Raw genomic sequence first — 13,349 nt, 5'->3', positions numbered from 1 at the left:
GGCCCCCGCGCGCACCCCTTCCGGTCGCGGCCTCCCGGCCACCCGAACAGCGCAGCCGTACCGCACCCGGAGTGCCCGCACGGCTACGCGGCGCGAAGCTCGGACGGGGGTACATCTCCGGAAGGAAACGCATGCACCACATACTGCGCGGGCCGGTGACGACCGCGGTCGTCCTGGCCCTCGGCGCCTCCCTCACCGGCGCCGCCGTCACGGGCGGAGACCCCTCGGGGAACTCCGAGGCGACCGTCTCCCCGCCCGCCGGCACCCGCACGCAGCCCGCCTCGGGCACCTTCACCAAGCGCGTCGTGGCCACCGGGCTGCAGAACCCCTACGAGGTCGTCCGGGGTCCCGACGGAGCCCTGTGGGTCACCGAGAAGAGCGGCAAGAAGGTCACCCGCGTCGACCCCGGGTCGGGCGCCAGGAGCACGCTCCTCAGCCTGCCCGCAGCCGTGCACAGCGAGGGAGGCCAGGACGGCGTCCTCGGCCTGGCCGTCGAGCGGCGCGAGAACGGCGAGGTGTACGCGTACGTCTCGTACAGCTACGACATCGACAGCACCCCGGTCGTACAGGCCCGCACCAAGATCGAGCGCTACACCTACGACCCGGACCGGCAGCGGCTGCACAGCCCGAAGGCCGTCATCGCCGGCCTGCCGTCCGGCAACGACCACCAGTCGGCGCGGCTGCGCCTGGGCCCCGACGGCAAGCTGTACTACACCATCGGCGACCAGGGCGTGAACCAGTTCGGCAACACCTGCAGGCCCAGCTACGCCATGCGGCTGCCCACCGCCCACGAGGTCGAGGGCCGGGACTGGATCGCCTACCAGGGCAAGACGCTGCGGCTGAACACCGACGGCTCCGTCCCCTCGGACAACCCGGTCCTCGCCGGTGTGCGCAGTCACGTCCACACCTACGGGCACCGCAACGCCCAGGGGCTGGCCTTCGGGCCCGACGGCACGCTCTACTCCAACGAGCAGGGGCCGAAGACCGACGACGAGATCAACATCCTCGCCAAGGGCGGCAACTACGGCTGGCCGGACGTCTCCGGCTACCGCGACGACAAGGCGTACGTGTACGCCAACTGGTCCGCCTCCTGGCCCACGCCCTGCGACAAGCTGACCTTCAGCAACTTCGAGATCCCCAAGACGGTCCCGGTGGAGCGGGAGAGCGACTTCACCGAGCCCTTCGTGCGGCCGATCCACACCTTCGGCACCGTGGACTCCGACTTCGACTTCCAGGACCCGACGTGCGCCCGGGGCGAGATGTGGTCGGTGTGCTGGCCCACCATCGCCCCCTCCAGTTTCGAGCACTACGGGACGTCCCGGAAGTCCGCCGCAGCCACCGGCGACGGCCTCCCCGGCTGGGAGAACTCCCTGGTGATGACCACCCTCAAGGACGGCACGGTCTACCGTGTCGACCTCACCGGGAACGGCCAGGACGTCAGCGGCGTCACCGAGCTGATCGTGGAGGAGAACCGCTTCCGCGACACCGAGTTCAGCGCCGACGGCCTGTCCCTCTTCGTCGCGACCGACTCCGCGGGCCCCGTCCGTGACGAGACGGGCGCCCCGTCGACCGACCCCCTGGAGAACCCCGGCGCGATCATCGAGTACCGCTGGGAGTCCTGACCTCCCCGCCCCGCGCCGTCCCTGCGCATGCCCCGTCCCCCCGACAGGCCTGCGCCCGGGGGTGTCAGCTCAGGGCGTCGACGTCCAGGACCTCGCCCGTGGGCTTCTTCGCCGCCACCGGTGTGCCGTAGTCGGTGAAGGAGAGGGTGCCCGGGTCGGTGGCGGAGGCGCTGTCCAGGCGCAGGAGGTACGGCTCGCCCTCGGTGGCGACGTACAGCGTGAAGCGGTCCTCACCGTCCCGCGCGGTCAGCGTGATCGCGGGGGTGCCGTCGATCGTCGTGGTGGCGCCGCGGGCCGCGTCCGCGTCGCCCTTCTCCGCGCCGCCGAGGACCTCGTCGAGGTCGCAGAAGCCGGCCAGGTCCTCGGCGTCCGGGCCGGTGGCCGACATCTTCATCCACTTGCCGGCCAGCAGGGCCACCGCCGCGTCGACCTCGGCCTCGGGCTCGCCCTCGCTCTGGGCCCGCAGGAACTTCTCGTCGTAGCGCGCGTAGACGGTGTCGCCGGTCTTGATCAGCTCGGTCTCGCCCTGGCCGTCCATGCCCATCGTGCCGGCGCACTCGCCCCGCTTGTCCAGGGCCATGTCGACCTGGATGGAGCCACCGCCGGCCTCGTCGGGGACGCTGCCGGTCATCCGCAGGGACGGTGCGGCGGTCGTGGCCGCGAAGGCCCTCTCGGCTATCTCGCCGCCGGTCAGTCCGGCGAACGGCTCCTGCGGCCTGGGGGAGCTCTTCGGTTCCTTCGCCGTGCTCTGCCCGGCCTGGCCGGATGAGGAGCCGGTGTTCGCCTTGTCCCCGCCCGCGCAGCCGGTGAGACCGGTGGCCGTCACGGCGGCGAGAGCGAGGGCGGCGAGTGCGGTGCGACGCATGGTGGGTTGTCCTCCGGGTGATCAGAAGTTGCCGTTGCCGAGCAGTTCGCCCTCGGCGTCGTAGACGGTGACGAGGCCGTTCTCGCTCTGCTTCCAGTCGGCGAACGCGGAGGCGATGAGCTTGGCGGGGCCCGTGCCCTCGCCCATGATCCCGCCGGTGAAGTCGGTGTAGACGTCGGCGGCGTCCAGGATGTCGTTCTGCTCCTCGGCGCCCTGCACCTTGGTGACGTGGGCGACCGCCTGCTTCTCCTGGGGCGTGCCGTTCTTCTTGACGAACGCCTTGAACTGCTCGGCCTGGGAGGCCTTCTCGACGCCCTTGTCGACGCTCTTGCCGCCGGCCTCGTCGCCGGCCGGCTTCGCGTCGGCCCCGCCCGCACCGGCCCCGCCCGGCTGCTGCCGCGCCGACGTGGAGGAGCCCTTGCCGGTGGATCCGCCGTCCGCGTCGCCCGAGTTCGCCGAGACGGCACCGATGACGACGACCCCCACGACGGCGCCCAGCACGATCTTGCTCTTCATACCCATGACTGTGTCCCCTCCCGAAAACGGCGGCCCACCCTTGCGGCAGCCGCTTGTTCGCCGGGTCAATGACAGCAGAGAGTGTGAACCGAGTCAACATGCTTCACAGGTCTTCGGTAGTGCACGCGCGTGAACCCGTCGTTCTCGCGGACATCGGTATGCTCGCCGTCACACAAGGCACGAGGGGAAGCGGGGCGGATGCCGGGCATGCAGGACAACGCGACAGAAGTGACCGCCGCGGGAATCGCACGGCTGGCCGGTGTCGGCCGCGCGGCCGTCAGCAACTGGCGTCGCCGGCACGCCGACTTCCCCCGGCCGGCCGGGGGCACCGAGACCAGCCCCTCCTTCGCCCTCACCGAGGTCGAGGACTGGCTGCGCCGGCACGGCAAGCTCGCCGAGGTCCCCCTCAAGGAGCGCGTCTGGCAGCACCTCTCCGGCCACCCCGAGGGACCGGTCACCGCCCTCACCCACGCCGGCTGCGCCCTGCTGCTGATCCACGAACGCCCGCCGGTCTGGCTGGACGTGAGCTCCGGCTCCGACGAGCGACTCGCCGCGATGCTCCCCACGGCACTGGAACAGGTGCTCACACCCCGGCCCGCCGACCCGGACGGCCCACCTGTGAACCCGCCGGCCGCTGTGAACCGCTCGCTCGCCCTGGCCCCCCCGACCGGCCCTCAACTGCTCCCCTCCGTCCCCCTCCTGCGCGGCGCCGCCGAACTCGCGGCCGAAGCCGGTGCCCGGCAGACCTTCGAGTTCCTGCTCGGCCGGCACCTCGACGCCAACCCGCGCCAGTACACCCTCACCCCCGCCGACCTCGCCGACCTCATGGCCGCCCTCGCCGGCGCCCCCGACACCGTCCTCGACCCCGCCTGCGGCACCGGCGCCCTGCTCCGCGCCGTCACTCCCCGCCCCGGCCTGCGGCTCCACGCCCAGGACCGCGCACCCGACCTCGCCGCCCTCACCGGGCTCCGCCTCGCCCTGCACACCCGCGCTCCCGTGCACACCGCCGCCGGTGACGCCCTGCGCGCCGACGCCCACCCGGACCTGAGGGCCGACGCCGTCCTGTGCCACCCGCCGTTCAACGAACGCAACTGGGGCCACGACGAACTCGCCTACGACCCGCGCTGGGAGTACGGCTTCCCGGCCCGCACCGAGTCCGAGCTCGCCTGGGTGCAGCACGCCCTCGCCCGGCTCCGCGACGGCGGCACCGCCGTGCTGCTGATGCCGCCCGCCGCCGCGTCCCGCCGCTCCGGCCGCCGCATCAGGGCCGACCTGCTGCGCCGCGGCGCGCTGCGCGCCGTCGTCGCCCTGCCGGCCGGCGCGGCACCCCCGTACAACATCCCCCTGCACCTGTGGGTGCTGCGCCGGCCCCGGCAGACGCCCGCGCAGCCGGAGGTGCTCCTCGCCGACACCGCACGGTTCGCCGCCGACGGGCGCGGCGGCCCCGACTGGCCGGGCGTGCGCGAGACGGTCCTCGACGCCTGGCGCGCCTTCGACCGGGACGGACGGCTCGACGACCGGCCGGGACTGGCCCGCTCCGTGCCCGTCATCGAACTCCTCGACGACGACGTCGACCTCGCCCCGGCCCGCCACCTGCCGCCCCCGGTCGTCGCGGACGGCGCCGGCCGGCTCACCGACGTACGCGAACGGCTCGGCGAGACGCTGCGGCTGACCGCCGGACTGACCCCGCCGCCCGTGGACCCCGCGCCGCCCGCCGTGTCCGGACGCCTGCCGCTGACCACCGTCGGCGAACTGGCCCGCGGCGGCGCCCTGGTGCTGCGCACCGGCGGAACCGGCGGACCCGCGCGCCTGCCGGTGCTCACCGACCACGACGTGCTCGCCGGGACCGCCCCCTCCGGGACACTCCCGGAGAGCGACGAGGAAGCCGTGCTCACCGCCCCGGGCGACGTCGTCGTCCCGGTACTCGGCGGCGGGGCCGTCGCCCGCGTCGTCGACGACGCGACCGCCCAAGCCGCCCTCGGCCGCAACCTCGTGCTGCTGCGCCCCGACCCGGCCGCGCTCGATCCGTGGTTCCTCGCCGGATTCCTGCGCGGCACCAGCAACAACCGCCAGGCCAGCAGCTACGCGTCCACCGCCACCCGGCTCGACGTGCGCCGCCTGCACCTGCCCCGGCTGCCGCTGGACGAACAGCGGCGCTACGGCGCCCGGTTCCGCGAACTCGACGCGTTCGAGCGGGCGCTCCGGCAGGCGGGCCGGCTCGGCGAACAACTCGTGCGCGGGATGTACGACGGACTGACCGACGGGACGATCGCCCCGGACTGACCCCGTCACGCCCCGCGGGCCGCGGGACGACAACGGTTCGGTACATCCCGGACCGGTTGCCGCCGATGGCCTATACGCTCGGACTCCGAGTTCCTTCGGCTACACCTGTGCAGGAGCAGTCATGTACGGCCACGGCGCGGCGCCGCCCCCACCCAGCGGCGCATCGGTCACCACGCAGCGCGTGCTGTACGCCGCCGCCGGCATCCTGTGCTGCGGCATGCTGGCCTGCGTACCGCTGTTCCGCGTCGCGTTCCTGCGGGGACGCACGATCGACTGGGCGATGGCCTGGGTGAGCATCCCGCTCGCCATCGCCTGCGGGGCGGTGGCCGGTTCGCTGCCGGAGTCGGACTACCGCACCGACATCGCGGTGTTCGCGATGCTGCTGCTCGGCGCGGCCGCCACCGCGTACTTCCTGGTGGTGGACATCCGCCTGCACTACCAGCGCAAGGGCAGCCCGCACGCCGCGCCGATGCCGCCGTCGCCGCACGCCACGACGATGCACGCCCCCGGCCCCCACACCCCCTACGGCTACCCGCAGCAGGCCTCGCCCTACGCGCCCACCCCCGTACCGCAGCCGCAGCCCCCGCACACCCCGGTGCCCCCCACCCCCGTGCCGCCGCCGGCGCAGCCGCCGCAGCGGCCCGCGCCGGCCCGGATCGACCAGGTGCGCGCCGAGCTCGACGAACTCAGTGACTACCTGCGCCGGCAGGACGGGCAGCAGGGCCGGCACGGCACCAGCGAAGGCGGAAGGTGAGCGTGACGGCGGGACGTGTCGTCGCCGGCCGCTACGAACTGTCCACGCTCATCGGACAGGGCGGCATGGGGCAGGTCTGGACGGCCTACGACAAGCGGCTGGACCGGCGCGTGGCGGTGAAGCTGCTGCGCCCCGACAAGGTGGCGGGACAGGAGGCCGACGAACTGCGCCGCCGCTTCGTGCGCGAGTGCCGGGTGACCGCCCAGGTCGACCACCCCGGCCTGGTCACCGTGCACGACGCGGGCAGCGAGGGCGAGGAACTCTTCCTCGTCATGCAGTACGTCGACGGCGCCGACCTCGGCGACCACCTCGCCGAACACGACCCGTACCCGTGGCAGTGGGCGGTCGCGGTGGCCGCGCAGCTGTGCGCGGTGCTCAGTGCCGTGCACGCCGTGCCGATCGTCCACCGTGACCTCAAGCCGCGCAACGTGATGGTGAAGCAGGACGGCACCGTCACCGTGCTCGACCTCGGTGTCGCCTCCGTCATGGACGCCGACACCACCCGCCTCACCCACACCGGCACGCCCATAGGCTCGCCCGCCTACATGGCCCCCGAGCAGGCGATGGGCGGCGCGGTCGGCCCGTACACCGATTTGTACGCGCTGGGTGTGCTGATGCACGAACTGCTCAGCGGCGACGTGCCGTTCTCCGGCTCGACGGCGCTCGGGGTGCTGCACCGGCACCTGTACGAGCCGCCGGTGCCCGTGCGCCGGATACGCCCGGAGGTTCCCGAGGGCCTGGAGTCGCTGGTGCTGCGGCTCCTCGCCAAGGACCCGCAGCACCGTCCGGACTCCGCGCAGGAGGTCTACGAGCACCTGGCGCTGCTGCTCCCCGCGCGGGGCACCCCCACCGGATCGCCCCTGGACCCCACCCGTCCCTTCCTGCGCCCGCACGCCCCCTGGCCGGACCGCGCCCGCACCCCCGCACCCCGGCCCGCGCCCGCCACGCCGCCCGCGCCCGCGCGGGACACGGCGGACGTCGCCGCAGCCGTGGACGAGGTGAAGCGGCTGCTCGGCGAGGGCCGCATCACCCAGGCCGTCGACATCCTCGGCTCGATCCTGCCCGCCGCCGCCGAGCAGCACGGCGAGCACTCACCGGTCGTGCGCACCCTGCGCAAGCAGTACGCGGCCACGCTCCTGGACGACGGCCAGTACCGGCGCGCCCTGCCCGAACTGCGCCGCCTCGCCGACGAACGCGCCGCCGAGGCCGGCCAGGCCGACCCGCAGTCGCTGCGCTACCGCTACGAGGCCGCCCAGTGCCTGGAGCAGCTCGGCGAACCGGCGGCGGCGCTCGCCGAGTACCGGGCGCTGCTGGCGTACTACGAGAACCAGTACGTCGCCGCCGGGGACCCGCAGCTCGCCCTCGACGTCCGCCGCCGCATCGGCCACCTGCTGCTCGCCCTCGGCGACCGGGCCGCCGCGCACGACACGCTGGTCCGGCTGCTGCACGACGTGGAGCGCGTCCAGGGGCCCGGGCATCCGCTCGCCGTCGAGGTCCGCCGGACGCTGCAGTGGCTGGGACAGGTGCGCGGATAGGGGGAGAGGGGCCGCGAGGAGACCGCGCGGCGCGGGTCGCGGGCGCGGCGGTGCCGGAAGTCGTCGTGAATCGTTGGTCGAATGGGTTGGCCAGAGCTTGGCCGATGCCTACCATCGATCACCGCAAGACTTTGTGCACCGCCGCACAAGCTCTCCTCAGGAGGTCTCCTTGCACCGCCGCCGTCGCACCGCGCTCCTCCTCACCGCCGCGATCGCCGCGGTGCCCCTGCTGACCGCCTGCGGAAGCGACGCGCATCCCGGCGCCGCCGCCGTGGTCGGCGGGGAGCGGATCACCGTGTCGCAGCTGGAGAACAGGGTCGGCGAGGTCCGTGCGGCCCAGCGGGCGGCCGTGCCGGACGAGGCGCAGTACCAGCAGGCCATCGCGCGGACCGGGAGCCTGACCCGCGACACCCTGCAGGGCATGGTCCTGGACCGGGTGCTGGAACACGCCGCGCGGGACGCCGGGGTGACGGTCACGGACCGCGAGATCCAGCAGATGCGGGCCGGTCTGGAGGAGCAGGCCGGCGGCGCGGAAGGGCTGGAGGCCGCCTGGCTCCAGCAGTACGGCATCCCGCCGCAGCGCCTCGAGGAGAACCTCCGCCTCCAGCTCCAGGCCCAGAAGCTCGCCCAGCGGCTCGGCACCGACACCAGCCGGCCGGAGTTCTGGCAGGCGCTGTCGGAGGCTGGCGAGGAACTCGACGTCGACCTCAACCCGCGCTACGGCGAGTGGGACGTGCGCAAGAGCAGCCGCGTGGACGCCAAGACGCCGTGGGTGCGCGACGTCACGGCGGCGGCCGGGGCTCCGCTGACGCTCTGACGTCCGACGGGGGCGGGCGCGGCCGTGGGCTAGTTTCGGAGGGTGAACGCAATCAGCCCCGCACCGACGCCGGCGACGCCCGAGGGCGGCCCCGGCCGTGTCGTCCTGCTCACCACCAGCCACCGTGTCGCGCCCGGCCTGCTGTCCTGGCCGGCCTGGCAGCTGCTGCACGCGGCCGACCGGGTGCTCTGCGCGGACGGCGCCCATCCGCAGCTGCCGTACCTGCGGGAGGCGGGCATCCCGGTCGAGGAGGCCTCGCCGACCGCCGAGGAGCTCGTCGACGCCTGCGTCGGCGGGCGGACGGTGGCCGTCGTGGCGACGGGGGAGGGTGAACCCGCGCTGACCGACGGGCTGGCCCGGCTGGCCGGCTCCGGCCGGGTGCGGATGCCGGAGCTGGAGCTGCTGCCCGCCTCCTACGACCTTCCGGGCGCCCGCCTGCTGGACCTCGTGCAGGTGATGGACCGGATCAGGGCGGAGTGCCCGTGGTCGTCGCAGCAGACCCACGAGGGTCTGGCGAAGTACGGCATCGAGGAGGCGTACGAGCTCGTCGAGGCCATCGAGGAGGGTGACCGGGCGGAGCTGCGGGAGGAGCTGGGGGACGTGCTGCTCCAGGTCGTCTTCCACGCCCGGATCGCCGAGGAGCATCCACAGGAACCGTTCTCCGTGGACGACGTGGCGGGCGGCATCGTGGCGAAGCTGATCCACCGGCATCCGCACGTGTTCGGTGAGGAGACGGCCCGTACCCCGGAGGACGTCAGGGCGCACTGGCTGCGGACCAAGGCGGAGGAGAAGCGGCGCAGCTCCGTGACGGAGGGGGTGCCGCTGGGGCAGCCGGGGCTGGCGCTGGCGGCGAAACTGGCGTCTCGGGCGCGGGTGGCGGGGCTGGACGTGCCGTTGCCGGCGGGGGAGGGGGTCGGTTACGAGCTGCTGGCGCTGGCGGCGCGGGCGGAGGCGGCGGGGGTGGATCCGGAGGCGGCGTTGCGCGCGGCGGCGCGGGTGTACCGGGACGCGATACGGGCGGCGGAGGCCGCCGGGTAGGGGATGGGGTGCGGGCCGGGGGTGCGGGCCGGGGTGTTCACGACCCCGCCGCCCCTTCCCGTCCCGTCCCCGGGGGCTCCGCCCCCGGACCCCCGTTCGCGCCCGCGCCCCTGAAGGGGCGCGGGGAACTGCGCGAACATCCCCCACGCGCCCGCGCCCGCCCGGTCTGCTCCGCCCCTCTGCTGCCGCCGGCCGACGGCGTTCGGCCCGTTAAGGTCGCGGCATGCGCGACCAGCACTCTTCCGCCGCCCCGCAGGGACCCGTCCCCGAGCTGTTCAGCTGGGAGTTCGCGGCCGATCCGTACCCCGCCTACGCCTGGCTGCGTGAGCACGCGCCCGTGCGGAAGACCCGGCTGCCCAGCGGCGTGGAGGCCTGGCTGGTCACGAGGTACGCCGACGCCCGGCAGACCCTCGCCGACCACCGGCTGTCCAAGAATCCCGCGCACCACGACGAGCCGGCGCACGCCAGGGGCAGGACCGGTATCCCCGGTGAGCGGCAGGCGGACCTGATGACGCACCTGCTGAACATCGACCCGCCGGACCACACCCGGCTGCGGCGGCTGGTCAGCAAGGCGTTCACCCCGCGCCGGGTCGCCGAGTTCGCGCCCCGGGTGCGGGAGCTCACCGACGGGCTCATCGACACGTTCGCGGACCGTGGCTCCGCCGACCTCATCCACGAGTTCGCCTTTCCCCTGCCCATCTACGCGATCTGCGACCTGCTCGGCGTCCCGCGCGAGGACCAGGACGACTTCCGGGACTGGGCGGGCATGATGATCCGTCACGGCGGGGGCCCGCGCGGCGGTGTCGCCCGGTCGGTGAAGAAGATGCGCGGCTACCTCGCCGAGCTGATCCACCGCAAGCGTGCGGCGCTGCCCGCCGAGCCCGCACCGGGTGAGGACCTCATCTCCGGCCTCATCCGCGCCTCCGACCACGGCGAGCACCTCACCGAGAACGAGGCGGCCGCCATGGCGTTCATCCTGCTGTTCGCCGGCTTCGAGACCACCGTCAACCTGATCGGCAACGGCACCTACGCGCTGCTCACCCATCCCGGCGAGCGCGAGCGGCTGCAACGGGCCCTCGCCGCCGGCGACCACGGGCTGCTGGAGACGGGCGTGGAGGAACTCCTGCGCTACGACGGTCCCGTGGAGCTCGCCACCTGGCGGTTCGCCACCGAGCCGGTCGTCATCGGCGGCCGACGCATCGCCGCCGGCGACCCGGTGCTCGTCGTCCTGGCCGCCGCGGACCGGGATCCGGACCGGTTCGACGGCCCGGACGTCCTCGACCTCGGCCGGCGCGACAACCAGCACCTGGGGTACGGCCACGGCATCCACTACTGCCTGGGCGCCCCGCTGGCCCGTCTGGAGGGTCAGACCGCGCTCGCCACGCTGCTGACCCGCCTTCCGGACCTGCGACTCGCGGCGGAACCGGCCGAACTCCGCTGGCGCGGTGGGCTCATCATGAGGGGACTGCGCACACTCCCGGTGGAGTTCACGCCACCTCAGGGGGACGGATCGGCGCGCCCGCCGGTGCCCACGAGCGGACCGGCGCAAACATGACACGCCCTCAACTCTGTGATCTTCACGTGATCTGCGCGGCATGAACTTGTGACAAGTGATCGACTGCCGATACGTTCACCCATCAAGTGCGGTGCCCAAGGCTTCACTCACCGCGCCCGTCGTTGCTGTTCTGCGAAAGGTCTCCGCATGCTCTCCGGGAACGGTCGGCACCGTCGCCCCCGCCAGGCTCCGGCTCTCCTCGTCGCGGCCGGAGTGACCGGCTCCGCCATCGCGATCCCACTCCTCGGGGCCGGCGGCGCCAGCGCTGCCGACGGCACGGCCTGGGACCGGGTCGCCGAGTGCGAAAGCGGCGGCTCCTGGAGCCAGAACACCGGCAACGGTTACTACGGCGGCCTTCAGCTCACCCAGGACGACTGGGAGAAGTACGGCGGCCTGGACTACGCGCCCAGCGCCGACCAGGCCAGCCGCGGCCAGCAGATAGCGGTGGCCGAGAAGATCCTCGCCGACCAGGGCGTCGGCGCGTGGCGCACCTGTGGACTGCTCGGAGGGCTCGGAGGACTCGACCAGGACGCGCCCGCGGCCGACGCCGAGACCGGTACGCCCGGCTCGTCCGCGACGCCCGGATCCGGCGCTCCGTCCGCCTCTCCCTCTCCGTCGGCCACGACCGGCCCGTCGTCCGCCGCGGACGGCGAGAAGGGCGGCCCGGAGGCCTCGGCCGGCGCGTCGGCCGAATCCGGCACGCCCGTCGCACCGGAGGCCGGCGTTGGCGCGGACTCCAGCGCCTCGTCCCCCTCCGCCTCGACGGAACCCGAGCCCGACGAGGCGGACAAGGCGGGGCGAAACGGCGGCTCTTCGGAGGCCGACGCCACCGGGACCGGCCGTCACCGCGGCGCGAACGCCGAGGAGAGCAAGGAGGACTCCTCCTCCGGCTCGTCCGGCCGGCACGCCTCGCGGGGCCTCGACGCCTGGGGCGGCGGCACGTCCGACGACTCCTACACCGTGGAGTCCGGGGACAGCCTCTCGTCCATCTCCGACTCCCTTGCGCTCGACGGCGGATGGCGTGCGCTCTACCTGGTGAACGAGCGGCTCATCGGCGGCGACCCGGACTACATCCTGCCCGGTCAGGAGCTCGAGGTCGGGGACGGAGCGGGCGAAAAGTGACCTGCGAAAACGCCTGACACTGGCGGCAGTTGACGTCATGTTTCGCGCTGAATGTCCGATTTAAAGGCTGTGAGAGATAGGTCTCAGAAGCCGTGATCGTCTTTGATATTCCGCGGATCGCGTGTCTACGGTCGTGATCGCTCGCCATCGCGGGCCCCGGCTGCCGCCACGCCGAATCCTGCCAGTGGCAGCACGGGAACAGTCGTCGCGTCATGCGCCGTAGGCAGGAGCGGGGGACCCAAGGTAGGCGCCGGATCCGGGCAGTTGACGCCGGATACGGCTCGGGGTGAAGCCGCGTCCCGGGAGGGACGCGGCCGGGCAACTCAACCGGCCCGAACCCGACAGCTCACCTCGTAGGCGTCGGTGAGGGGATCCATCCATGCTGTTTTCCGGCAAGGGCAAGCACCGTCGTCCGTCCAAGGCCACCCGCGCCATCGCCGTCGCCGGCGTCGCGTCCGCCGCCGTCGCCGCCCCGCTGATGGCGGCCGGCAACGCCTCCGCCGCCACCGCCTCCGAGTGGGAGGCCGTCGCCCAGTGCGAGTCCGGCGGCAACTGGTCCATCAACACCGGCAACGGCTACTACGGCGGTCTGCAGTTCTCCGCCTCCACCTGGGCCGGCTTCGGCGGCACCAAGTACGCCTCCACCGCCGACCAGGCCACCAAGGCCCAGCAGATCGAGATCGCCGAGAAGGTCCTGGCGGGCCAGGGCAAGGGCGCCTGGCCGGTCTGCGGCAAGGGTCTGTCCAGCGCCGCCTACACCGGCTCCTCCTCGAACGGCTCGGGCTCCTCGCAGAACACCGGCTCCACCGAGACCCGGGACAGCGAGCGGAAGGCCTCCCGCTCCAGCGAGCGTCCGGCCGCCGAGAAGAAGGTGGAGAAGAAGGTCCAGAAGAAGACCGTCACCACCCCGACCGGCAAGAAGGTCGCCAAGGGCGACGGCGAGTACAAGGTCGTCACCGGCGACACCCTCAGCTCGATCGCCGAGGAGCACGACGTCAAGGGCGGCTGGGCCGAGCTCTTCGAGCTCAACGACGACATCGTCGCGGACGCCGACCTCATCTACCCGGGCCAGCAGCTGCACCTGAAGTAGGGCAGCGGCAGGTCCTCCCCGTCCCCACGGGCTCCCCGCCCCGGTGCGTCTTCCCCCGTACGCACCGGGGCGGGGCTTTTTCTCGGGCGCTTTCCGGTCACGATGCGGCGAAGGGTTTTTGTTCCATCTGGAAACAATCTAGGCTCGGTCCT

At 73.3% G+C, this 13,349-nt stretch carries 11 protein-coding genes and 1 riboswitch; of the genes, 9 read left to right on the top strand and 2 right to left on the bottom strand.

The window, feature by feature from the left end; translation table 11 throughout:
- Positions 1-131 precede the first annotated feature (131 nt).
- Positions 132-1,622, top strand: coding sequence for a glucose/sorbosone family PQQ-dependent dehydrogenase (locus ACZ6A9_RS27095; protein WP_468990217.1), 1,491 nt, complete (start codon positions 132-134; stop codon positions 1,620-1,622).
- Between the two features lie 64 nt (positions 1,623-1,686).
- Here ACZ6A9_RS27095 and ACZ6A9_RS27090 read toward each other — a convergent pair whose 3' ends face one another.
- Together ACZ6A9_RS27090 and ACZ6A9_RS27085 are read right to left on the bottom strand one after the other, a co-directional pair.
- Complete coding sequence (locus ACZ6A9_RS27090) at positions 1,687-2,487, bottom strand: hypothetical protein (RefSeq protein ID WP_468990214.1); 801 nt, start codon at positions 2,485-2,487, stop codon at positions 1,687-1,689.
- Positions 2,488-2,508: 21 nt separating this feature from the next.
- Positions 2,509-3,009: a hypothetical protein gene (locus ACZ6A9_RS27085; RefSeq protein WP_468990212.1), complete on the bottom strand. Its 501-nt coding sequence runs from the start codon at positions 3,007-3,009 to the stop codon at positions 2,509-2,511.
- 201 nt (positions 3,010-3,210) lie between these two features.
- Between ACZ6A9_RS27085 and ACZ6A9_RS27080 the strand changes: the two genes are divergently transcribed.
- From ACZ6A9_RS27080 to ACZ6A9_RS27045, 8 genes are all read left to right on the top strand, one after another.
- Entirely contained in the window at positions 3,211-5,286 is a 2,076-nt protein-coding gene (locus ACZ6A9_RS27080; protein ID WP_468990210.1) for an N-6 DNA methylase, read from the top strand.
- A 121-nt stretch (positions 5,287-5,407) separates the two neighbouring features.
- Positions 5,408-6,040 carry a hypothetical protein gene (locus tag ACZ6A9_RS27075; RefSeq protein ID WP_468990206.1) on the top strand — a complete coding sequence of 211 codons (633 nt, stop codon included), beginning with the start codon at positions 5,408-5,410 and terminating at the stop codon, positions 6,038-6,040.
- Between the two features lie 38 nt (positions 6,041-6,078).
- Complete coding sequence (locus tag ACZ6A9_RS27070) at positions 6,079-7,575, top strand: protein kinase domain-containing protein (protein WP_468990783.1); 1,497 nt, start codon at positions 6,079-6,081, stop codon at positions 7,573-7,575.
- A 169-nt stretch (positions 7,576-7,744) separates the two neighbouring features.
- Positions 7,745-8,392: a SurA N-terminal domain-containing protein gene (locus ACZ6A9_RS27065; RefSeq protein ID WP_468990203.1), complete on the top strand. Its 648-nt coding sequence runs from the start codon at positions 7,745-7,747 to the stop codon at positions 8,390-8,392.
- Positions 8,393-8,434: 42 nt separating this feature from the next.
- Complete coding sequence (locus ACZ6A9_RS27060; RefSeq protein WP_468990200.1) at positions 8,435-9,430, top strand: nucleoside triphosphate pyrophosphohydrolase; 996 nt, start codon at positions 8,435-8,437, stop codon at positions 9,428-9,430.
- A 223-nt stretch (positions 9,431-9,653) separates the two neighbouring features.
- Complete coding sequence (locus ACZ6A9_RS27055) at positions 9,654-10,985, top strand: cytochrome P450 family protein (RefSeq protein ID WP_468990198.1); 1,332 nt, start codon at positions 9,654-9,656, stop codon at positions 10,983-10,985.
- A 147-nt stretch (positions 10,986-11,132) separates the two neighbouring features.
- Positions 11,133-12,107 carry a transglycosylase family protein gene (locus tag ACZ6A9_RS27050; RefSeq protein WP_468990195.1) on the top strand — a complete coding sequence of 325 codons (975 nt, stop codon included), beginning with the start codon at positions 11,133-11,135 and terminating at the stop codon, positions 12,105-12,107.
- 205 nt (positions 12,108-12,312) lie between these two features.
- Positions 12,313-12,482, top strand: a riboswitch (cyclic di-AMP (ydaO/yuaA leader).
- Positions 12,483-12,486: 4 nt separating this feature from the next.
- On the top strand, positions 12,487-13,197 hold the full coding sequence (locus tag ACZ6A9_RS27045) for a transglycosylase family protein (protein ID WP_468990192.1): 711 nt from the start codon (positions 12,487-12,489) through the stop codon (positions 13,195-13,197).
- Positions 13,198-13,349: the final 152 nt, after the last annotated feature.

The organism is Streptomyces sp. NPDC041124, assembly GCF_055592385.1.
The sequence above is the reverse complement of the archived record's forward strand: the minus strand, read 5'-3'. Positions and strand labels throughout refer to the sequence as shown.

Excerpts from the sequence above, each read along its gene's own strand:
- ACZ6A9_RS27095 (WP_468990217.1), top strand. The coding sequence starts at position 132 with ATGCACCACATACTGCGCGGGCCGGTGACGACCGCGGTCGTCCTGGCC.
- ACZ6A9_RS27090 (WP_468990214.1), bottom strand. The coding sequence starts at position 2,487 with ATGCGTCGCACCGCACTCGCCGCCCTCGCTCTCGCCGCCGTGACGGCC.
- ACZ6A9_RS27085 (WP_468990212.1), bottom strand. The coding sequence starts at position 3,009 with ATGGGTATGAAGAGCAAGATCGTGCTGGGCGCCGTCGTGGGGGTCGTC.
- ACZ6A9_RS27080 (WP_468990210.1), top strand. The coding sequence starts at position 3,211 with ATGCAGGACAACGCGACAGAAGTGACCGCCGCGGGAATCGCACGGCTG.
- ACZ6A9_RS27075 (WP_468990206.1), top strand. The coding sequence starts at position 5,408 with ATGTACGGCCACGGCGCGGCGCCGCCCCCACCCAGCGGCGCATCGGTC.
- ACZ6A9_RS27055 (WP_468990198.1), top strand. The coding sequence starts at position 9,654 with ATGCGCGACCAGCACTCTTCCGCCGCCCCGCAGGGACCCGTCCCCGAG.
- ACZ6A9_RS27050 (WP_468990195.1), top strand. The coding sequence starts at position 11,133 with ATGCTCTCCGGGAACGGTCGGCACCGTCGCCCCCGCCAGGCTCCGGCT.
- ACZ6A9_RS27045 (WP_468990192.1), top strand. The coding sequence starts at position 12,487 with ATGCTGTTTTCCGGCAAGGGCAAGCACCGTCGTCCGTCCAAGGCCACC.